This is a genomic window from Galbibacter kalidii, from assembly GCF_026241135.1.
GTDB lineage: Bacteria > Bacteroidota > Bacteroidia > Flavobacteriales > Flavobacteriaceae > Galbibacter.
In genome coordinates, this window is the sequence record NZ_JAPFGA010000001.1 from 270,129 (window position 1) to 291,390 (window position 21,262).

General features: G+C 38.2%; 25 protein-coding genes. 13 read left to right on the plus strand and 12 right to left on the minus strand.

Annotated features, from left to right (window positions below; genetic code table 11):
• Positions 1-67: 67 nt before the first annotated feature.
• Both OOZ15_RS01125 and OOZ15_RS01130 read right to left on the minus strand, forming a co-directional pair.
• Positions 68-1,483 carry a S41 family peptidase gene (locus OOZ15_RS01125; RefSeq protein ID WP_265953862.1) on the minus strand — a complete coding sequence of 472 codons (1,416 nt, stop codon included), beginning with the start codon at positions 1,481-1,483 and terminating at the stop codon, positions 68-70.
• A 72-nt stretch (positions 1,484-1,555) separates the two neighbouring features.
• Positions 1,556-3,091, minus strand: a complete 1,536-nt coding sequence (locus OOZ15_RS01130; RefSeq protein ID WP_265953864.1) for a S41 family peptidase — start codon at positions 3,089-3,091, stop codon at positions 1,556-1,558.
• Positions 3,092-3,393: 302 nt separating this feature from the next.
• Between OOZ15_RS01130 and OOZ15_RS01135 the strand changes: the two genes are divergently transcribed.
• From OOZ15_RS01135 to OOZ15_RS01150, 4 genes are all read left to right on the plus strand, one after another.
• The gene (locus OOZ15_RS01135; protein ID WP_265953866.1) at positions 3,394-3,903 is read left to right on the plus strand and encodes an RNA polymerase sigma factor; all 510 of its coding nucleotides are present in this window, start codon (positions 3,394-3,396) and stop codon (positions 3,901-3,903) included.
• Entirely contained in the window at positions 3,890-4,330 is a 441-nt protein-coding gene (locus OOZ15_RS01140; protein ID WP_265953868.1) for a hypothetical protein, read from the plus strand. The genes OOZ15_RS01135 and OOZ15_RS01140 overlap by 14 nt, the downstream gene beginning before the upstream one ends.
• 108 nt (positions 4,331-4,438) lie before the next feature.
• Complete coding sequence (locus OOZ15_RS01145; protein WP_265953869.1) at positions 4,439-4,990, plus strand: DUF4252 domain-containing protein; 552 nt, start codon at positions 4,439-4,441, stop codon at positions 4,988-4,990.
• A 13-nt stretch (positions 4,991-5,003) separates the two neighbouring features.
• On the plus strand, positions 5,004-5,546 hold the full coding sequence (locus OOZ15_RS01150) for a DUF4252 domain-containing protein (protein ID WP_265953871.1): 543 nt from the start codon (positions 5,004-5,006) through the stop codon (positions 5,544-5,546).
• A gap of 231 nt (positions 5,547-5,777) precedes the next feature.
• On the opposite strand, the gene purB is transcribed toward OOZ15_RS01150, so the two are convergent.
• The 8 genes from purB to OOZ15_RS01190 form a co-directional block, all read right to left on the minus strand.
• Positions 5,778-7,121, minus strand: a complete 1,344-nt coding sequence (purB, locus tag OOZ15_RS01155) for an adenylosuccinate lyase (RefSeq protein ID WP_265953872.1) — start codon at positions 7,119-7,121, stop codon at positions 5,778-5,780.
• 362 nt (positions 7,122-7,483) lie between these two features.
• A complete protein-coding gene (locus tag OOZ15_RS01160; RefSeq protein WP_265953873.1) occupies positions 7,484-8,170 on the minus strand; it encodes an SIR2 family NAD-dependent protein deacylase in 687 nt (228 codons plus the stop codon).
• A 94-nt stretch (positions 8,171-8,264) separates the two neighbouring features.
• Complete coding sequence (locus OOZ15_RS01165; protein ID WP_265953874.1) at positions 8,265-9,323, minus strand: nucleoid-associated protein; 1,059 nt, start codon at positions 9,321-9,323, stop codon at positions 8,265-8,267.
• 95 nt (positions 9,324-9,418) lie between these two features.
• On the minus strand, positions 9,419-9,925 hold the full coding sequence (locus tag OOZ15_RS01170) for an IS1096 element passenger TnpR family protein (protein ID WP_265953875.1): 507 nt from the start codon (positions 9,923-9,925) through the stop codon (positions 9,419-9,421).
• Positions 9,926-10,055: 130 nt separating this feature from the next.
• The gene (locus OOZ15_RS01175) at positions 10,056-11,090 is read right to left on the minus strand and encodes a COX15/CtaA family protein (RefSeq protein ID WP_265953876.1); all 1,035 of its coding nucleotides are present in this window, start codon (positions 11,088-11,090) and stop codon (positions 10,056-10,058) included.
• Between the two features lie 114 nt (positions 11,091-11,204).
• Entirely contained in the window at positions 11,205-12,638 is a 1,434-nt protein-coding gene (locus OOZ15_RS01180) for a CCA tRNA nucleotidyltransferase (RefSeq protein WP_265953877.1), read from the minus strand.
• A gap of 170 nt (positions 12,639-12,808) precedes the next feature.
• Complete coding sequence (locus tag OOZ15_RS01185; RefSeq protein ID WP_265953878.1) at positions 12,809-13,369, minus strand: L-threonylcarbamoyladenylate synthase; 561 nt, start codon at positions 13,367-13,369, stop codon at positions 12,809-12,811.
• Position 13,370: 1 nt separating this feature from the next.
• Complete coding sequence (locus tag OOZ15_RS01190; protein ID WP_265953879.1) at positions 13,371-14,123, minus strand: glycosyltransferase family 2 protein; 753 nt, start codon at positions 14,121-14,123, stop codon at positions 13,371-13,373.
• Positions 14,124-14,217: 94 nt separating this feature from the next.
• On the opposite strand from OOZ15_RS01190, the gene OOZ15_RS01195 reads away from it, so the two are divergent.
• The 5 genes from OOZ15_RS01195 to OOZ15_RS01215 all read left to right on the plus strand — a co-directional run bounded on the left by OOZ15_RS01195 (position 14,218) and on the right by OOZ15_RS01215 (position 17,178).
• Complete coding sequence (locus OOZ15_RS01195) at positions 14,218-15,051, plus strand: glycosyltransferase family 2 protein (protein ID WP_265953880.1); 834 nt, start codon at positions 14,218-14,220, stop codon at positions 15,049-15,051.
• Between the two features lie 40 nt (positions 15,052-15,091).
• Positions 15,092-15,385 carry a GIY-YIG nuclease family protein gene (locus OOZ15_RS01200; RefSeq protein ID WP_265953881.1) on the plus strand — a complete coding sequence of 98 codons (294 nt, stop codon included), beginning with the start codon at positions 15,092-15,094 and terminating at the stop codon, positions 15,383-15,385.
• Between the two features lie 2 nt (positions 15,386-15,387).
• Entirely contained in the window at positions 15,388-16,356 is a 969-nt protein-coding gene (locus OOZ15_RS01205; RefSeq protein ID WP_265953882.1) for an NAD-dependent epimerase/dehydratase family protein, read from the plus strand.
• Between the two features lie 191 nt (positions 16,357-16,547).
• Entirely contained in the window at positions 16,548-16,850 is a 303-nt protein-coding gene (locus tag OOZ15_RS01210; RefSeq protein ID WP_265953883.1) for a nucleotidyltransferase domain-containing protein, read from the plus strand.
• Positions 16,840-17,178 carry a HepT-like ribonuclease domain-containing protein gene (locus OOZ15_RS01215; RefSeq protein WP_265953884.1) on the plus strand — a complete coding sequence of 113 codons (339 nt, stop codon included), beginning with the start codon at positions 16,840-16,842 and terminating at the stop codon, positions 17,176-17,178. Before OOZ15_RS01210 ends, OOZ15_RS01215 begins: the two co-directional genes overlap by 11 nt.
• A 67-nt stretch (positions 17,179-17,245) precedes the next feature.
• Here the strand turns inward: OOZ15_RS01215 and OOZ15_RS01220 are convergent, their stop codons facing one another.
• Both OOZ15_RS01220 and OOZ15_RS01225 read right to left on the minus strand, forming a co-directional pair.
• Positions 17,246-18,010 (minus strand): glycosyltransferase family 2 protein, encoded by a 765-nt coding sequence (locus tag OOZ15_RS01220; protein ID WP_265953885.1) that lies wholly within the window; start codon positions 18,008-18,010, stop codon positions 17,246-17,248.
• A gap of 76 nt (positions 18,011-18,086) precedes the next feature.
• Positions 18,087-18,902, minus strand: a complete 816-nt coding sequence (locus tag OOZ15_RS01225) for a 2,3,4,5-tetrahydropyridine-2,6-dicarboxylate N-succinyltransferase (RefSeq protein WP_265953886.1) — start codon at positions 18,900-18,902, stop codon at positions 18,087-18,089.
• A gap of 102 nt (positions 18,903-19,004) precedes the next feature.
• Here OOZ15_RS01225 and ruvX point away from each other — a divergent pair, with 102 nt between their 5' ends.
• The 4 genes from ruvX to OOZ15_RS01245 all read left to right on the plus strand — a co-directional run bounded on the left by ruvX (position 19,005) and on the right by OOZ15_RS01245 (position 21,261).
• Complete coding sequence (gene ruvX / locus OOZ15_RS01230; protein ID WP_265953887.1) at positions 19,005-19,421, plus strand: Holliday junction resolvase RuvX; 417 nt, start codon at positions 19,005-19,007, stop codon at positions 19,419-19,421.
• Between the two features lie 244 nt (positions 19,422-19,665).
• Positions 19,666-20,082 carry a T9SS type A sorting domain-containing protein gene (locus OOZ15_RS01235; RefSeq protein ID WP_265953888.1) on the plus strand — a complete coding sequence of 139 codons (417 nt, stop codon included), beginning with the start codon at positions 19,666-19,668 and terminating at the stop codon, positions 20,080-20,082.
• 92 nt (positions 20,083-20,174) lie between these two features.
• Positions 20,175-20,765 (plus strand): peptide deformylase, encoded by a 591-nt coding sequence (gene def, locus OOZ15_RS01240; protein WP_265953889.1) that lies wholly within the window; start codon positions 20,175-20,177, stop codon positions 20,763-20,765.
• A gap of 58 nt (positions 20,766-20,823) precedes the next feature.
• The gene (locus tag OOZ15_RS01245; RefSeq protein ID WP_265953890.1) at positions 20,824-21,261 is read left to right on the plus strand and encodes a DUF5606 family protein; all 438 of its coding nucleotides are present in this window, start codon (positions 20,824-20,826) and stop codon (positions 21,259-21,261) included.
• The last annotated feature ends 1 nt before the right edge of the window (position 21,262 follow it).

Below are 21,262 nucleotides of genomic sequence, written 5' to 3' on the forward strand. Positions count from 1 at the left end.
TTAAACCTTAAATAAACTGTCCCTTAATCCCTCAATTAACCATTCAACTTTTTTTGGAACTTGGCACTTACTCTTTCAGTTCCACATACATGGTATTTCCAAGTGGGGTTGCTAGTTCGGAACCGTAGAAGGCTTGGGCGGGTTTTTGCAGGGCTTGTGATTTTGCAGCGGTGCCGGTTATGGTTTCTATGGCTTTGGCTAGTAGAGGTTCAGTTTCGTCGCCCAGAATATCCATATTGGTCAGATCTTCGGGTAATGCAATGTCAGGAACCAATCCAGAAGTGTAGTCTGAAAAGCCTTCTGAATTTTCTGTTCTGGAGATCAAAGGTTGAATGGCCCATGTGTGATTTGGATTCAAGCCATCGTCGTCAAACCGAAAAGAAGGGGAATCGTATAAAGTTACCGAGGCTTCGTTTTTTCCGGTGGTGGTACCCCCAATTTGGATGATATCAATATAAGGGTTCAGTCCGTTGATGATAAGTTCACTGGCAGAAGCCGTGCTTTGTGTGGTGATCACATATAGGGTATTCAAATTAAGGTGATTGATTGCACTTCCGCTAAGCTGTTCCCTGAAGTTATAATCCGTATCCTCACTATCGAGTGTATTTGAAATTTTACTGTTGTACCTCAGTTTTACAAACAACTCACCCGAAAATTGTCCGGTGACCATACTGGCAAGATTGGCTGAAGAGTTTACAGATCCTCCGGGATTGTACCGCATATCCAAAATAAGATCAGTAATACCATCAGTTTTAAATTGGGCAAAAGCGTTGTTCAATTCATCATCAAAATTGGCCGTAAACCTGTTGTACATCAAATAACCGATTTGTTGTCCGTTTATAGTAAAAGTTTTGTTGATAAAAACAGGATTTTCCGTTAGGCTGGTTTTGGTGAGCGCCACCGATTCGCCGTTGGCTACAATACTGTTATCCGTTGTAATTTCACCCATGTTCAAGGTATAATCGTTGTTGGCTCCAAATAATAGCTCTTGGTAGTTACCTATCGTTAGATTTTGTCCGTCCACACCAACGAAAATATCGCCTCGTTGAATGTTTTTTGTCGAAGCATCAGAGTTTGGGATGATATAGCGCACATAGCCAAAAATATCATTACTGCCTTCGGAACGACGCCTTAAACCGAATTCCACTCCGGCAGAATTTGAATTTCCCTGCTGTGAGTTTTGGAGTTCTTCATAATTATCTGTGATAAAGCTGAAACGGTCTTCAGTAAACAAAAGGTGGTTGAAAAAAACCGCCGGATCGGGATATTGACTCAGGTAGTTTTCATATTCTTCATCCGAGGAGAAGCGGTCATCGGCCAGATCGGGCACATCTTCTTGCCAAAAATAGTATAGGTTCATTCCTTTCCAGATAAAATCCTGAACTTCCAGTTCTGCATTAGGGGTAAAGATGTTGTCATCCCTATCATCACAGGAATAGCAACAGACCAAGGTGATTATCGAAAGAAAAAGTAATTTCTTCATAGTCATAAGTTTGGGTTTTCAAGGGTAAAATATACAAAAAAACCGCTCGGAGCAGAGCGGTTTAAAATGTTTTTATTGTTTATTGAGGAATTGTTCCTCGCCGGGGAGGACATACATTTCTTTGTTGAACTTTTTGCCCTTGACTTTAGCTTTTGAAATGAGCTGGTAATTGGATTTTAGCTGTTGTGATTTTGCACTTACTCCTCCAAGATGATCCAATGTTGCCCTTAGTAAAGCCTCGTTAGGATCCCCAAAAGGTAGGATATTGGCTGTAAAAGCTGCTTCTTGAATGGAAACATCAGGAGTGAAACCATCGCCATAGTTGCTTTCCTCTTGGCTGTTAAAGATATGAAATACAATAGGCTGTAGTCCAACAGTATGATCCGAACTTCTATTGTTCAGGTTGGTGTAGGCTTCATTGTCGTTGTCTGCCGGAGCATCGACTACAGTAATCGAACCTTCATTCTTTCCAGTGGTAACATCACCTACGAGAACAACATCCATATAAGGTCTGAGTCCGTTGATGATCATCTCGCTGGCGGAAGCGGTACGGTCGGAAGTGATGACATACAATCTGTTTAAGCTGTTAAGCCTGTTCATGGCAACAGAATTTCCCGTATAGCTTCCATCAGATTTATCATAAAGGAAGACCTGATCAAAAAATGGATAAGCGAGTGCATTGTCTGAGTTGCGCTTGTTGTTGTACAATAACAAGGCAAAAATACTGTTTTCACTTTCAGCCGGACGACTACCGTCGATCATACTAGCTAAAAAAGCTGAAGTCAGTACAGATCCACCACCGTTATACCGCAGGTCCAATATCAGTTCATCAATACCCGCATCTACTAATGTGCCAAAAGCATCATTGAGTTCACCGTTATAGGTACTGGTAAAGCTGTTGTAAACCATATACCCGATGTTTTTTCCGTTTTCTTCGATGATGGATGTGTGGTGTACCGGGTCTTCAGAAAGCTGGACAGCGGTCAGGTCAATATCAGAAGCATCCGGGACAAAGTCACCATTTTCATAATGACCAAAGCCCAATGTGATAGAAGTTTCTGTGAATAGATTGTTCAGGATGAGATAATTATTGTCGTTCAATACAGTTCCATCCACTTTATAAACAATATCTCCTCGTTGTATACCGGCATCACTGGCCGGGGAATTGGGAACTACATAAGAAACAAAGGTAACAACTTCATTACTGCCCTCTGCTTTGCGAACAAGTTGAAGACTGATGTTAAGTCCGTATGATTCTGAAATACCACGAAATTCGTTTAATTGTGCTTCGACATCGGGAATATACCATGAAAAATCATCGTCAGCATGTTTAAGACTGCTAAAAAGCCCTTCCGGGGTGTCGAAACCGTTTAAATATGTATAATAGTCATCTTGATTGTCATCTTTGGAGTCTGCCAAATCATTGACACTGCCTTGCCAATAGTACCAATAGTTCATGGAAGACCATATAAAATCATTGATTGGGTTTTCTAGTACTACCTCTTCCTCAGGATTAGGGTTTGGATTATCGTCATCCTTACTACAACTATAAGAGAAAACAAGAAGGAGTAAGAACACCCATTTTAATTTTTTTATTAAATACATCATACAAATTAGATTACGATTAAAAATCAAGCATGCATAAGCATAGCTTTATTCGTTTTTATTACCTTAAAATCACTACATCATGTAGGATTATATACATCCCAATATTTGTGCCAAAATGTTTTTCAGGTTCACTTCAATCGTGTTAACCTGATGTCTTAAAGGTAATTGACTTAGCAAGTCGTTTTAAAGTCGGTGTAATAATACTTACATTTATTTAAATATAAAATTTTTTTGTAACAAAAACCAAGACGGCTCGTCTTGAAGATAGAAAGCCTTTATAAAGCTTTCCCATCAACCAAGAAATGCAACAGACTGAATTTTTACATATTGTAATACCTTTTAAGGATAAATTGTTTCGGCTGGCAAAGCGTTTGTTGGTCTCTACGGAAGAGGCCGAAGATGCTACCCAGGAAGTGCTGCTAAAATTATGGTCCAACAAAAAGAAAATGGACAATTACAAGAATGTGGAAGCATTTGCGATGACCATGACCAAAAATTATTGCCTGGACAGGTTGAAGTCGAAACAAGCCGGAAATTTAAAATTGGTACATACCAATTATAAAGATGAAAGCGTATCATTGCAGAAACAAGTAGAAGTAGACGACAGTCTGCAATGGATGAATAAAATAATGAATACCTTGCCGGAACAACAACGGATGGTGTTGCAGTTAAGGGATATAGAACAATATGAGTATTATGAAATTGAAAAAATGTTGAACATGAAACCCTCGGCTGTTCGGGTGAGTTTATCGAGAGCCCGAAAAGCCGTTAGGGAACAGTTAATGAAAAAACACAGTTATGGCATCAGTTAATAACATAGAAAAATTATTGGAAAAGTACTTTGAGGCTACCACCACAGTAGCCGAAGAGAACGAACTGAGGGTTTATTTTTCCCAAAGTGAGGTCGCGCCTCATTTGGAGCAATATAGACCGATGTTCGCCTACTTTTCCGTAGCCAAGAAGGAAAAAAGCACGCGAGACGTTCCATTAAAACCTAGAAGAAATACGAATTATTTAAAGTGGATTTCTGTCGCCGCCGTTGCCGCAATCATTTTTGGTGTTTATATAAACAGACCTGCAGAGGTTTCCCCGTTGGAAGAAACCTATACTCAAGAGGAGTTGCAGTCTGCCCGTATGGCGCTAGCTCTTTTTACCGATAATTTTAACAAAGGAACCCAGGGTGCAGCCCATTTAGCGGAATTCGAAAAGAATACCAACAGATTTTTGATTAATGAATAAAATTTAAAAAAAAATGAAATGCCATAAGTTAAATTGTAAAACTGAATTGATATAAATTTTGTTTGGGCATTCCATTTCACCTATTGAAAACAAGTAAAAAATTAACAAATGAAAAAGATATTTTTAATAATCGCTTTGGCAGCATTGCCATTTATGTCTTACAGTCAGTCTATTTTTGATAAATATGAGAGTGACGAAAATGTGACCTTTGTGTCCTTACAACCCAAAATGTTCCAAATGTTGAGTAAGATCAACGTGAGTACTAACGATCCTGATGCTCAGGAAGTGTTTGATTTGGTAGAAAATATTACAAGTTTTAAAGTGATAACCACTGAAAAAGCAAACATAACTAAGGATATAGACAGTTGGGTGAGCAATCATTTGCAAAGCTCTAATTTTGAAGAGTTGATGCGCGTTCGCGACGGAGAATCCAATGTGAAATTTTATGTAAAAGAAGGAAAGGATGAAAATCACGTAAGGGAGTTGTTGATGTTTGTAACCGATTTGAATTACGACAATGTTGAATTCAACGGTAAAAAACCGGAAACTGTACTCCTTTTATTGACCGGGAATATTGATTTGAGAAAGATTTCAAAACTGACCCAAAACATGGACCTTCCCGGAGGAGACCAATTGGGAAAAGCAGAGGGAAAACAATAAAAACAACTAAAAAATGAAAAACTTAAAATTATTAATATGTGTTGCGGTAGCGGCTGTTGTAGCCATGTCGTGCAACAACAAGCCGAGCCTACAGGAATATTATGTAGATAATTCCCAAAATCCGAATTTCATATCCTTGGACATACCATCGAGTATTGTGGATGTTTCCAAATCGGCTTTGGATGAAAAACAGAAAGAAGCTTACGAATCTGTAAAGAAACTAAACGTTTTGGCGTTTAAGATCACCGAGGAAAACAAAGCGGAGTATGAGGTGGAGAAAAATACGGTACGTGAGATATTGAAAGATGAAAAGTATGAAGATCTGATGATTATCAACAGTGGAAAACACAAAGGTGTGGTAAAATATTTGGGAGGTGATGATTCCATCGACGAGGTAATTGTCTTTGGTAGTGATGACGAAAGAGGTTTTGCCTTGATCCGTGTTCTGGGAAACAAAATGAAGCCTGAAAATATGATGGCCCTTGTAGAAGCTGCCCAAAAAGGAGCTGTAAAAAGTGGCACATTAGAAAAACAATTGGGTGGATTGTTTGATTAAATAATATCAGTAAAATAAAAATATCCTTTAATCCTGTTTTCTGAATGGGTTAGAGGATTTCTTTATCAAAAGCCGTCAATTCGAGTGATTTTTTCGTAGCTCTGCGAAGAAAAAATTGTATCGAGAATAGGCTTTTGAATAAAAATCACTTGTTCTCTATACATTTTTTATCCCATTTTCATTTCATAAAAAATCGAACTGACGTGATTTTCTTAAATCTAGCTTAGCAGTTTAAATCCCCGTATAATTAGAAGGGGAAATCGCCTTTAGTTCGTTTTTAATGTCTTCGGAAACGTCGAGGGTTTCAATAAAAGCGGCAATAGATTGCTGATTGATCTTCTCGTTGGTACGTGTAAGCCCTTTTAAAGCTTCATACGGATTTGGATAGCCTTCTCTTCTTAAAATAGTTTGGATGGCCTCTGCAACTACAGCCCAGTTGTTTTCTAGATCTTGTTCAAACTTGGCAGCATTCAACAAGAGCTTGTTCAATCCTTTTAAAGTGGATTGAAAAGCGATCAGGGTGTGTCCAAACGGAACGCCAACATTTCTCAACACTGTACTATCTGTTAAATCCCGTTGCAATCTTGAAATTGGGAGCTTACCCGATAAATGCTCAAAAATGGCATTGGCGATGCCTAAATTTCCTTCAGAATTTTCAAAATCAATCGGATTTACTTTATGCGGCATAGCCGAAGAGCCTACTTCTCCTTTTTTGATTTTTTGTTTGAAATAGTCCATAGAAATATAAGTCCATATATCCCTGTTGAAGTCAATCAGGATGGTGTTGATTCTTTTTAGCGCATCAAACAAAGACGCCATATGGTCGTAATGTTCGATTTGAGTGGTAGGGAAGGAGTGGCGTAATTGTAAGGCTTCTTCCACAAAAGAAGATCCAAAAGCTTTCCAATCGATAGCCGGATAGGCCACTTTATGCGCATTGTAATTTCCTGTAGCTCCGCCAAACTTAGCAGCGATCGGGATGTTTTTCAATCCGTTGAACTGTTCGTTTAAACGCACGATAAAAACCTCGATTTCTTTCCCTAAACGTGTTGGGGAAGCCGGTTGACCATGGGTTCTTGCCAACATGGAAACGTCGCTCCACTCTTTGGCGAGGTCATTCAATTTATCGACAACGGCTTCGTAAGAGGGTAGATAAACACCTTCCAAAGCTTCTTTTATAGAGAGCGGGATGGCAGTATTATTTATATCTTGTGAGGTGAGTCCGAAATGGATAAACTCTTTATATTCCTGAATACCTAAGGCGTCAAATTTATCCTTGATGAAATATTCAACCGCTTTTACATCGTGGTTGGTAGTTTTTTCAATTTCTTTGATTGCTGCTGCATCAATAGCAGTGAAATTTTCGTATATGGTTTTCAGGTCACTGAAAAGCGAAGTGTCAAATCCTTTTAACTGTGGTAAAGGGATATTGCAAAGTGCTATAAAATATTCAATCTCTACACGAACCCTATATTTTATCAGTGCTTCTTCAGAGAAATAATCAGCTAGTTTTTCAGTCTTGCTTCGGTATCTCCCGTCTATGGGAGAAACAGCGTTTAATGGCGTTAGTTGCATGTCGGTATATTAATAAAGATGCAAATTTAACCCTATCATTTAAAAGGGTCAACCAAAATGCAGTTTTATTTTACAACTGCTTGTGTTTTAGTGTGATGTTTTGAACCTGAGTTTGATTATTATCACAAAGTCAAAATCAATAAAAGTACTCAGTTACAAGGCAGATTTTTGAGGGATAGCCATAGCTATCGCGATAAAATTTAACGCAGTAAATGGGTGTTTTTATTGCTATAATACAGAATATTCAGTTTTAAACAGCAATCTACTTCACTTTTTTAATCCGCAATATCCCGATATTGTGTCATAAAAAAGTTCGTATCTCACTATATAAAACCGTTTTGACAAAGTGAGAATAATCGAACTCAGGTTTTGAGCTTTTCAATAGCTATGGGAACACCGACGGAAGCTTTTTCAGCAATAATCTCGAGTCCGCTGATGTGGCTTTTGTCAATGCTCGGTTTGGGATCGATAAAATAAACAGGAACATTCGGTTTTTTGTAGTCCACCAGACCCGCTGCGGGATATACCTGCATAGAGGTGCCGATAACCATAAGGATATCGGTGGTTTTTACTTCTTCAATAGCAATTTCAATCATAGGAACAGCTTCACCAAACCAAACAATGTGTGGTCTTAACTGGTGGTTGTGTTCGCAAAAGTCTCCGATCTTGATATCGTTTTTCCAATCATAAACCAAATCTTCATCAAAAGTGCTTCGGGCTTTTAGCAATTCCCCGTGCAGATGAATTACCCGACTGCTTCCGGCTCTTTCGTGCAGGTCATCTACGTTTTGGGTAATGATGCTTAGGTCATATTCTTTTTCCAGATCGGCTAAAGCGAGGTGTGCTTTGTTGGGTTTTACATCTAGTAATTGCCTTCGGCGTTTGTTATAAAAATCCAATACCAATTCCATATTGTTGTGCCAACCTTGAGGAGAGGCCACCTCCATGATGTCGTGCCCTTCCCAGAGTCCGTTAGCATCTCTGAAGGTGTTGATGCCACTTTCGGCACTCACCCCGGCACCGGTCAATACAACAATCTTTGTGTTCATTTCTGTAATTTTAACCTGTATGAAATATATGAATTATCTGTACACTATTGAACTGTTACCAAAGTAAAGGCATATTTATTACTCGAATCTTACCTTAAGACTTTTGTTCTTTGTTAAAATAGACGAGGTAATAATACATTTGTTTTTCTTCGTCCCATCCTTTTTCCACAAATTTTTCAGCGGACTCCGGATTGATAAAATCCATTTTGATCTGAATATTGGTATCCAGGTTAATGACGTTCTTTATCTTTTTTCGGGCATCCGAAACAGCCTTGTTGGCAATAGGGAAAGAGGATACGTCTTCAATACTGTATTTAGGTCCCTTTTCGGTTTTATAGTGTTTGAATTCAGGGATCAATTCCGGATTGTCTATCACCTCATTCAAAAAACCGGTTTCCTCAAAATCGTCGTTCTTGGCAAAGTGGTTCACCGCACGATTCATAAACATCACCTCTTCTTTTTTGTCTTCGGCAGGTAAAACCACGTCTTTGGCAAAATCCTGGCAGAACTTAAGGTATTTTTTTGTAAAGAATGTTTCATCGGTGAGCGCATCAACGCTTAAGAAATTTTCCAACCAATATTTGGTGTCGTAGCGGTTGCTATCTACTGAAAGAATTTTGAAACCTTCTTCTTTATTGGTGTTGAGGATAAGACAACCTTTATCCAGTTTGTTGATATTGATTCCCTGACGGATCAAAATATCCAAATTGGTGCCTTTTTCTTCAAATTCGAGAAAATCGTGTTTCAATTCTGATTTGAAGATCCCAATAGCATCGATTTTTTCATTGTCCAAAACCACATCAGATAGATAAGTGACATATACCTCTCCACTTTTGATATGTGGATGGTTCGACTGATCATATAGATGAGTCGCAATGCTTTTTGAGTTTTTATGAACAGTAGCCGGATCCGTAAAAATATCCGATACGATATTGTAAAGCTCGTTGAATTCGATATCAACATCGTGGGAGAAACTGTAATAGTTTTCTTCTTTTTCGCGGAAGGGTTTAAAGAAATACTCTTTTAGTAAAGCCGTAATCTCATCATTGAGACGGTAAGGCTCTTCTGAAAAAAATGTAGTTTCGTTTTTACTTTTGTTTCCAATTCTGTGTATGGAAAGGCTTTCTATTTGTGTTGGGTATAAATTGATCATCGTTAAGTTAAAAATTAGAGGTTGGAAGTTAGAAGTGAAGAAAAAGTTAGAATCAAAATATTTCTAACTTCGTACTTCTAATTTCGTATTTTGAATTAGTTCCAATGTTCGTCAAAGTCAAAATCGTCATAATTATCAAGGTCAAGTCCTTCGTTGCCGTCTGCATCTGAAAGGTCTTCGGCTTCAAATTGTTTTACGGGAGGCGCATCTGGTAATTGTCCGTGAACAAAAAGTAAATTAGGATACGTATTACCATCTTCTTTTTCGGCGATTTCGGCCAATTCAACAAAGAAGGTCCACATACTCAAAAAATCATAGACATAGATAAGGTTTCTATTATCTTCATCCAGAAGATCTTCAATATAGGTTTCGGCCATCAAGCGCACTTCATTGCCGGTTTCACTCATGTCAAAAAGGGCGATTTCTTCGCCTTGGTTCCATTCTTCATCACTTACGTAAAAGGAAGCCATTTCGGTACCGTCAAAGCCAAAAGCTTGCGCAATGGCATTGTGGAAATCTTCCATAGAGTTGTTGCCTTCTATTTCAATATCCCTAAAAACATCCTCTTCGGCGTCCAGTATAACTCTAAATTTATAGATCATTGTTTTTGATTTTTTCAGCGTGTTGCAAGTTACAAAGATTTCGGCTGAATCCCACTAAGTAGGGGTTTATTCCTTGATGCTCTGTATTGAAATGGGTTAAGGTTTATTCGTGTCATGATAGTTATCTATATTACCCTAAGGCAGTTGATTTTTTATGTGTTTTTGCTTCTAAGAATAAATAAAATTGAATTCCAAACAGTAAAGAAGCTATCACCAAATGAAGCGGCTGACTACCAAAAGGGAAATCAAAATAATACATGGCAATTCCGGTGAGGATTTCTAAAACAATAAGGATTAATACCCAATTCATTTTAGAAAACCCTAAGCCGAGTTTTTTGTTCCTGAAGTATAAAAAACCGTTGAAGAGCAATACCAAAACCGATAACGATCGGTGAATATAAAAATCCATTTCGGGTGTTGCCAACCATAAATTTTTGGCAAATTCCCCTATAGTATCTATTTGTTCGTCTACAAATTGGCGGACTTGTGTTCCCAGAACAATTTGAATAAGCGATAGGATGAGCGCAGCGATAATAACCGATGAGAAAAGTCGATCCCTTTTTAAAGCAGGGCGTTCTTTTTTTGTTTGATAGATGATGACCAAGATCACAGCGATAATCACCAAAGCCATGACCATGTGTAAGGTGATTCTAACGGGAGCCAAAACAGAATAAACTACGGTAGCACCGAGCCAAGCCTGAAATCCCATACCGAATACCGTAAGCCATGACAGAATAGGAACCCATTTGTTTTTACGCCAATACCTAAAGGAAGCAAAGCCCATCAATAGTGTGGCAAAGCCGGCGAGTGCCCCAAAAAGTCTGTTGATATATTCAACCCAAGTGTGGGTAGGGTTGAATTTTGCATAATCATGTTTGGTATAGCTGCTCCAGTTGTTTTTATTGTAGGAATCTGCGGTGGTGAAATCTTCTTTGGCCACTTTTAGGGTTTCATCAACAATAATGACTTGTCCTTTTTTAAAAGGCTTGTTTTGTTGCCATTCCAGTTGCGATATTTCCGTAGGAGGGATATAATGTCCAAAACATTTGGGCCAGTCGGGACACCCCATACCGCTTCCTGTCATTCGTACCACGGCCCCGGCAATAATCACCAAATAGGTGAGGATTAAGGTGGTTTTTGCTATTTTTCTGAAGTTCTTTTTCAAGAGTTATGATGTTTTATAATCATTTTTGTGTGTTGAACATCCCCCTTGCCCCTTCAAAGGGAGAATTAATTGTCCCCTTGAGGGGACCATAGGGGTGTTTCCTTAAAAGGATCGCTAATCATTATTAGCAGGAACAAGCCCCAACTTCTTCCCCCGTTCCAACATAAATTCACGGGCAGCTTCATATTCATTTGGGATTTCGCCCTCTAAAATTGCTTCTTTAATCGCTTCTTTGATAATCCCTATTTCCTTGGACGGTTTTAGGTTGAATGTCTCCATGATTTCAGCACCATCCACCGGAGGTTGAAAATTACGGATATGATCGCGTTCTTCGACTTCGGCTATTTTTTTGCGTACAATCTTAAAGTTGTTGTTGTATTTTTTAAAACGTCTCGGGTTCTTTGTCGTGATATCGGCTTCACAAAGCTTCATCAGGTCTTCTATATGGTCACCGGCATCAAAAATAAGTCTTCTCACGGCCGAATCGGTCACGATGTCTTGTGATAACACGATAGGGCGAGAGCTCATCAAAACCAGTTTTTGTACATATTTCATCTTGTCGTTCAACGGCATATGCAGGCGCTTAAAAAGCTTGTACACCATTTTCGAACCTACAAACTCATGTCCGTGGAAGGTCCACCCAATCTTATCGTCAAACCGCTTGGTCGGGGCTTTTCCGATATCGTGCAAAAGTGCCGCCCAACGCAACCAAAGGTCATCTGTGTTTCTACTGATGTTGTCCACTACTTCTAATGTATGCCAAAAATTATCTTTGTGACGTTGTCCCTCTTTTTCTTCAATCCCTTGCAAATTGGTCAGTTCGGGCATGATGATATGGAGCAAGCCTGTGTCAAACAGCAATTTAAAACCAACGGAAGGCGTTTCACTCAACAAAATTTTGTTCAATTCATCCACAATGCGTTCGTTGGAGATGATCTTGATACGTTTTTTATTTTTTTTGATGGCTTCCAACGAAGCTTTCTCAATATTGAAATGCAATTGAGAAGCAAAGCGTATGGCGCGCATCATTCGCAGTGGATCATCAGAATAGGTAACATCCGGATCAAGCGGAGTGCGAATGGTTTTCTTTTTTAAATCTGAAACACCATCAAAAGGATCGAGAAGCGTTCCATAATTCTTTTCATTCAGGGAAATGGCCAAAGCATTGATGGTAAAATCCCTTCGGTTTTGGTCATCTTCTAAACTACCGTCCTCCACTACGGGTTTTCGGCTGTCAAAATGATAACTTTCCTTACGGGCTCCAACAAACTCGATTTCAAGATCATCGTTTTTGATCATGGCTGTTCCAAAATTCTTAAAAACCGACACTTTTGGTTTTTCGGGAAGGAGGGAAGCCACTTTTTGGGCTAGATCGATTCCGTTGCCCACAGCCACCACATCGATATCTTTAGGCGTATTTCTCTTCAGAAGAAAATCACGCACATAACCACCAATAACATAGCTTTCGACACCGAGTTCGGCAGAAGCTTTTGCTATAGTTTCAAAAATGGGTTCCTGTATGGCTTTTATATAATTGTTTTCTGGCATTATTTTTATTTATGCATATCCATGACTATAGAATTAAAATGTCGCGTCGAGCCTACCTTTGTCGGCAGACAGGCGCAGTCGAGACGTTTTTGTTTGACCCTTCGACTGCGCTCAGGGGGACACAAGCTAATAGGTCTTATAATGGATAATCTTTTTCTTTTTTTAGTGGCTCATTTCCTAATAATCTTGACCAATCCACCTTCACCAATCTTGATAATAGACGACGGACGACTGCTGATTTTTTCGCGTTGCAAATTTACCACATAGTCCACACCTTTAAAAATTTCCTCGTTTATTTCTGAAAAGCTTTTTGGCGTTGGTTGACCACTAATATTAGCCGATGTAGATACGAGCGGCCTTTTGAATTGTCGGATCAATTTTTGACAAAATTCGTCGGAAGCCACCCGAATAGCCAGACTGTCATCATCGGCAATAAGGTTGGGAGCTATATTTATGGGGCGGTCGTAGATAATGGTGGTGGGTTTGTTGGCCAATTCGATAATGTCGTAGGCCGCCTCGGGGATTTCATAGACATACTTTTGTAACATCCTGAGGTCTGAAACCAAACAGATAAGCGCTTTACTGTCACTTCTCTTTTTCAGTTCGTATACTTTTTTTACGGCTTCAGCATTGGTGGCGTCACAACCAATTCCCCAAACGGTGTCTGTAGGGTAGAGTATGAGTCCACCTTGGTTGAGTGTAGTTATAGCTTTTTTTATTTCTGAATGCATACTATTTTAGACCTTTATGTAATAACCACAATTTTATATAACGAGTCATTACGCCATAAGAATTTATATACGCACTGGCAAAACCGGGAAAACCATCTAAAAACCCCCCTCGTAAAATAAATTGATTGAAAAACCGAAAAGAAGGCTTTATTACGAAATGATAGAATGAAGGCTTTTTATTTTTTTTATAATATTCTTCAGCCTGTAACCATGCATATTTATTCTTCTTTGATATAAAGTGGTCAAAACTTCTGTAGGTGTAATGGTCAAAATGATTTTTTAATCTTCCTGTTGTTCCATTAATGACCATATCTTCGTGCACAAGCTTTTTTCCATATTTGCAGAATTCTTTGTTAAAGAAACGAAGCTTCCACTCATTCTTGAATGTACTATATTTCATCCTTTTTCCCATGAAGATATGGGAACACAGTACTTCGTATGCGACATTTTTATTCTCTTTTTGTAAAACTTGCTGGATTTCTTTTTTTAATGCTGAAGGGATCTTTTCATCTGCATCAAGAATAAAAATCCAATTGTATGAAGCTTTATCTATTGCATAGTTTTTCTGTGATGAAAAATCATCAAATTCACGTTGAAGAATTTTTACAGGGTGTTTTTTGGCAAGTTCAATGGTTTTATCTGTGCTGTACGAATCAATTATAATAATTTCATCTGCAAAGCTTGCTGTTAGAATAGCGTCTTTAATAAAAAGCTCTTCATTTAGGGTTGGGATTATAACAGAAAGTTTATTCATTAACGAAGTTTAATAATGTGTATTCTTTTGTAGATTAACAAATATATAAATTAACATTCATATTTTTGTGGACACCTAGTGAAACATCAGTTCAATGAGCGAAATAAAGATTTCAGTCATAATAAGTACGTATAATTCTGAAGTTTGGTTGCAGAAGGTATTATGGGGGTATCAAAATCAGCAATTTAAGGATTTTGAGATGGTCATTGCAGACGATGGGTCCGGCCCGGCAACCAAAGAACTTCTGGAGCAGATGAAGACTGAGGTTTTTTATCCCATAAAACACGTTTGGCAGGAAGACGATGGCTTTCAAAAATCAAAAATTCTCAACAAGGCGATTCTGGTTTGCGATGCACTATATATCGTGATGAGTGATGGCGATTGCATCCCGAGACCTGATTTTTTAGAAATTCACTATACGACTAAAAGAGAAGGACATTTTTTATCCGGAGGATATTTTAAGCTTCCTATGGAAACTTCGAAAAAGATTAACAAGGAAGATATTTTTGCCGGACGGTGTTTTGATCCTGAATGGTTGAAGGAAAATGGAGTGCCATCTACTTTTAAATTGAATAAACTTACGAAGAGCAAGAGAAAAGCCAGTATGCTGAATTTTATCACCCCCACAAAAACTACATGGAACGGCAATAATTCCTCAGGATGGAAAAAAGATATTGTGGCGGTAAACGGATTTGACGAGCGAATGCAATATGGAGGTCAAGATCGTGAAATGGGAGCTCGGATGGTGAACAATGGGGTCAAACCGATACAAATACGTTATAGTTCTACTTGTGTGCATTTAGACCATGCAAGGGGATATAAAAATAAAGAGACACTGGCCAGGAACAAGGCGATAAGAAAAGCAACTAAAGAAAAAAGGGCTGTTTGGACACCTTATGGGATTGTAAAAAAAAAGCTAATTAGATGAAGATATTAATAACAGGAGTAGCAGGGTTTTAACCCATGAAATGATGACAAATAATTTTGCGGAATATTATTATGTATATGTTTTGTTGTCGTTAAAAGATGGTAAGAAATATACTGGTTATACCAAAGATTTGTCATCACGATTTGAGGAACATCAAAAAGGGAAGGTGACATCAACGAAAAATCGACGCCCGTTTAAATTGATTTATTTTGAAGGTTGTTTGAATCAAAAGGATGCATTAAAACGGGAAAAATATTTAAAAACCCACTATGGTAAAATGTATTTGGGCAATCGCCTCAAATCGTATTTCATAGGTCGGGAACAGGATAGTTAGAAATGAAAAATAAAGATTCTAAGAAAAATAAAAGAATATTAATAACGGGATGTGCTGGGTTTATTGGCTCTCATACCGCTGAATATTTTGCTGCACAAGGGCATGAAGTGTATGGAATAGATAATTTTTCTACCTATTACGATCCGCAGTTGAAGAAAATGAATGTTGAAGATGTGGTTGCGGCAGGTGTCACTTTTGTGGAGTGTGACCTTATGGATGATTTGAGCAAAAAGCTTCCGGCAGATTTCGATTATGTTTTTCACTTTGCGGCACAACCGGGTATTTCGGCTACGGTTATGCTGGATGAATATGTTCAAAACAATATTTTTGCCACGCAAAACCTGTTGGATTGGGTAAGAGTTTATAGTCCGAAGCTCAGCATGTTTGTCAATATCGCCACTTCTTCCATCTACGGAAAGGAGGCCACCCTGCCCGAAACCGCTGAACCCAAACCGGTTTCTTTCTACGGAACGACCAAATTGGCAGCAGAGCAATTGGTCCTGGGGGAGCAGCGCACCGGAAAACTGAATGCCTGTTCGTTACGTTTGTATTCGGTTTATGGTCCTAGGGAACGTCCGGAAAAATTATACACAAAACTGATCAAATCCATTTACGAGCAAACCGAATTCCCGTTGTTTGAGGGTAGTGAAAAACACTCCAGAAGCTTTACATATGTAGGTGATATTGTAAGTGGAATGGCCGCTGTAATCGGAAAGGAAGACAAAATAAACGGAGAGATCATCAACATTGGTTCTAATCATGAATACACCACACAACAAGGAATAGAACTGATAGAGATGATCATCGGACTTAAAGCAAAACTGAAGATCACACCGCCACGTCCCGGCGATCAACTTCGCACATCAGCACTGATAAGCAAAGCCGAAAAGTTATTGGGATACAAACTCGAAACCACCTTTGAAGAAGGCCTAAAAAAACAAGTGGAGTGGTATAGGGAGAAGTTTTTGTAGTGGATAAAAAAACAAATTCTAAGCACCAAATTCCAAAATAGGATAATTTTATTGATACTAGAATTGAAACCTTACTAAAAGCTTTTCGGATGTTTAATGCTAAAATAAATTTTGACGTAGAACTGTTAAATCAGAACTTGAACATATCATAGCATCAATGAACTGAACGAAAATTTAACTATTTTTGGGGTATGCAAATAAATGAGGAAAATATCAATCGTATCAAAAAGCTTTGTAAGCAATACAAAGTTCGAACATTTTCTGCTTTTGGTTCAGTGACACGCGATGACTTTAACGATGATTCCGATATTGACTTTGTTGTTGATTTTGAAGAAAACGATCCGTTTAAATACACCGATTTATACTTTCAGCTTAAAGAAAAGCTGGAAAAATTGCTGAAACGCCAAATAGACCTTATTGAAGTGAGAGGGATTAAAAACCAGTTTTTTAAAAAAGAACTTGATGCTACAAAAATCCTGATCTATGGACAATAGAATTAATGCTTGGCTTGAAGATATTATTAGGTCTATTGATGAAATAGATGATTTCCTTCCAGAAAAAAGAAACTTTCTTGAATACCAAAAAGATTTAAAAACAAAAAAAGCAGTTGAAAGAAATATTGAGATTATCGGTGAGGCTGTTAGCCGAATTTCAAAACACAAAGATTGTGATATTGAAATAAAAAACGCTCAAAAGATAATCGGAACACGGAATAGGATAGCTCACGAATATGATAGTATTTCTGACGAAGTTATATGGACTATTATAGTAAAAGAACTTCCGGGACTTAAAAAGGAAATAAAGAATTTAAAAGAGGAATAAATTTAGGGAGTAGGGTAGGTAGCTGTTATAAAAAGATAATAACCTAATTACCGATTAACTCAATTAACTAATTTCTACTCTCCAATCGCCTCAATTCACAATAACGCTCATACACCCCCAGAGTGTTTAGATAACAAATAGTGATCCCTTTACGGCCATCCAAGATTCCCAATCTGAGAATGTAGTGATTGAAGAATTTCCACATCGGACGCGCATATTGATGTATTATAGTCCATTTTTTTCCTTTTTGATGGGTTTCTTTGGCTCTTAGTCGGCCGTATTTCAGCATTTTGCTTTTGTAGTCTTCGTAGTTTTTATAGGAATAGTGAATAAGCTTTTCTTTCAGTTTTCCTTCGGTGCCGTTTATCTTTAGGGTTTCGTGAACGATTCTTTCATCGGTAAATTCACACTTACTTTTTTTGAACAGGCGATAGACTTTATCGGTTTGCCATCCGCTGAAATAAAGCCGTTTGTCCTTGAACATAAAACTGCGATAATTCCAATAAGCATCCTTCGCCTCCGGATGGTTTATCGTCGCAATGATTTCTTGCTGAAGGGCAGGTGTAATGCGTTCGTCGGCATCAAAAAAATACACCCAGTCGTGATTCGCCAGACTTAGCGCGTACGATTTTTGTTTGGTGAAGTTTTCAAAAGGATGTTGAACAGCGGTTATTTGCGGATCATTCTCAAGGTACTCCCAAGTGCCATCAGTGCTAAATGAATCCACAACAATAATTTCATCAGCAAAACGGACACTATCAATACAATCTTTAATATAATTGATCTCGTTGTATGTGATAATAACTGTTGATAATTTTCCGGGCTGATTCAAGACGTAAATATTTTTGTCAAATATACGCTTCTCCGCGACGGAAAAAAAGCCTCCCCGCCTAAGGCGGGAGGTTGACCTATACAGCTACATCATATTCACGTAAAGCATCGTTTAACGATGTCTTTTTGTTAGTACTCGCTTTTCTTTTACCAATGATCAATGCACACGGAACGTTGTATTCCCCTGCAGCAAATTTTTTGGTGTAGCTTCCCGGAATAACTACCGACCTTGCCGGTACGCGTCCTTTCATTTCAACAGGTTCATCCCCAGTAACGTCAATAATTTTAGTAGAGGCAGTCAGTACCACATTGGCTCCAAGCACGGCTTCAGTTTCTACGCGAACACCTTCAACCACAATACAACGGGACCCGATAAAGGCATTGTCTTCAATAATCACCGGAGCAGCTTGTAAGGGTTCTAATACACCACCGATACCAACACCACCGCTCAGGTGAACATTTTTACCAATTTGAGCACAACTTCCTACGGTAGCCCAGGTATCGACCATCGTGCCTTCTTCAACATGAGCCCCGATATTTACATAACTCGGCATTAAGATTGTTCCTGCAGAAATATAGGCACCATGTCTGGCCACAGCATGAGGAACTACTCTGATGCCTTTTTCAGCATAATTTCTCTTTAAAGGGATTTTATCGTGGAATTCCAAGGGTCCGACTTCGATGGTCTCCATTTTCTGAATAGGGAAATATAACACTACGGCTTTCTTCACCCATTCATTTACCTGCCAACCACCATCGGTAGGCTCTGCCACGCGAAGTGTACCTTCATCGAGCAATTCCACCACTTTTCTAATGGTGTTTATCGTGTTTTCGTCTTTGAGTAACTCCCTGTTTTCCCAGGCGTTTTCTATGATTGTTTGAATTTCCTTCATGTAAACTAAAATTTTGTTGCAAATATAAATTGAAGTGAGGAATTACCCTTATATTTTTAGAACTATAACATATTAACCCCTATTTTTGCTAAAACTATACAAATGGCTCGCATTTTAGCATTGGATTATGGAGAAAAAAGGACAGGGATTGCCGTAACAGACGAGTTGCAGATTATCGCTTCGGGTCTAACTACGGTAGCAACACCCGAACTGTTGTCTTTTCTGAAAGAATATACATCTAAAGAGTCGGTCGAACTCATTGTTGTGGGACAGCCCAAACGCATGAACAACGAGTTTTCTGATGTGGAGTCGGTAATTCTTTCATTTTTAGAAAAATTGAAAGAAGAAATCCCGAATATTCCTGTTAAAAGAATTGATGAACGATTTACTTCAAAAATAGCTTTTCAGAGTATGATAGACAGTGGTGTAAAAAAGAAACAACGCCGTAGGAAAGAGCTCTTGGACGAGGTGAGCGCTACTGTGATCCTACAATCTTACCTTTATAATAAAGCTCGCTAAGAGGGTTTAATTCCCCTGATATTTTGCGTCGAAAAGAACCAAGATTTTTGTTTGAATACCTTGTGGACCTGCCTTTGTCGGTAGACAGGCTTACCCTAAGGCAGTTGTTTTTTTAACTAAAACTCAATTAAAATAGCATAAAAAGAGGGAATCGTATTGAATTTTTTTTAACTTTGTTGTTAATAATAAGTTTTATAAATGTCTGGCATGACATTTGTAAACCGTAAAAACTAAAGTGAATGAAATGAGAATTACCTTAATCTTATGCTTTGTCATACAGCTCGTTTTTCCGGCGACGGTGAACAGCGAAAAGATGATTGTGCCCCACACAAAATCATTCGCCCAAATTCAATCAAACACTTCTGATATTGATAAGTGGTCGTTGGAAAGTATGCTTTCGTTATATGCGAAGGCACAGGACGACGATTCCCTAAAAGTTTATCCAAATCCCGTAAATAAAAAAGATATGTTGAACATATCTATGGGGGATAAAGGAAAAAAAGTGTTGAGTTTTTATGATATTACCGGTAAAATGGTAAAAGTCGTAGAAACTGAACGTCAAACTTTTGCTTTTAGTGTAGCCGATATGGGAGTAGGCGTTTATATTTTAAATGTGAAATCAGCGAACTTTCAGACTACAAAGAAAGTCATCGTTAAATAATACAGCTACAGTCATAATTATTCGCTTTTCTGAAATTGCTTCATAGCAGTTAAGGAATAACTTTGTATTTTTGCGACCTTAAAATAGTTGAAATGATATTACCAATAATAGCATATGGCGATCCTGTTTTAAGGAAAGTCGCAAAAGAAATTCCGGAAGATTACCCTAAACTCGACGCGCTTATCGCCAACATGTTTGAAACTATGTATAATGCCTATGGTGTTGGTTTGGCAGCACCTCAGGTAGGACTTCCTATGCGCCTTTTTGTTATAGATGCTTCAGCTTTTGCAGACGATGAAGAATTGAGTGATGATGAACGCGAATTCTTGCAGGGTTTTAAAAAGGTCTTTATTAATCCTAAAATTATAGAAGAGACCGGAGAAGAATGGGTTTTTAATGAAGGATGCCTGAGTATACCCGAAATCCGTGAAGATGTTACCAGAAACGCCGAGATCAAAATTGAATATTACGATGCCAATTTCAATAAACAAGTAGAAGAATTTGATGGTTTGGCAGCTCGGGTTATTCAGCATGAATACGATCATATCGAGGGCGTGTTATTTACAGATAAGCTTTCAAGTCTGAAAAAGAGGCTACTAAAAGGGAAACTGACCAACATATCGAAAGGAAAGATCAAGGTGGATTATAAAATGCGTTTCCCGGATGCTAAAAAAGGACGTTAAACGTTTTGATAAAACAGTCAAAGCACAGATATTTGCGATCTCAAAAAAAGAATAGATTATGGGTTTAGATAAAATATTGGCCATTTCAGGAAAACCGGGACTTTATGAATTGAAGGCACAAACACGAACAGGCTTTGTTGCCGAATCACTGTTGGATGGTAAAAAACTGAGCGTTAGCTTGAGAAATAATGTGAGTTTGCTTTCAGAAATCGCTATATATACGCTTACTGAAGAAGTGCCGTTAAAAGAGGTTTTCAATAAGATTAAAGAAAAGGAAAACGGAGGAAAAACCAAGGTGAACCATAAAGATGAAAAGATAAAATTGGAAGAATATTTCTTTGAAATTTTACCTGATTATGATGAGGACAAGGTGTATGCCAGCGATATCAAGAAAGTGATTCAATGGTATAATCTATTGCACGACAAAGGAATTACCGATTTTGATGATGAAGTAGAAGAGGAAGAAACAAAAGAAGACGCTAAAGCTTCTGAATAGC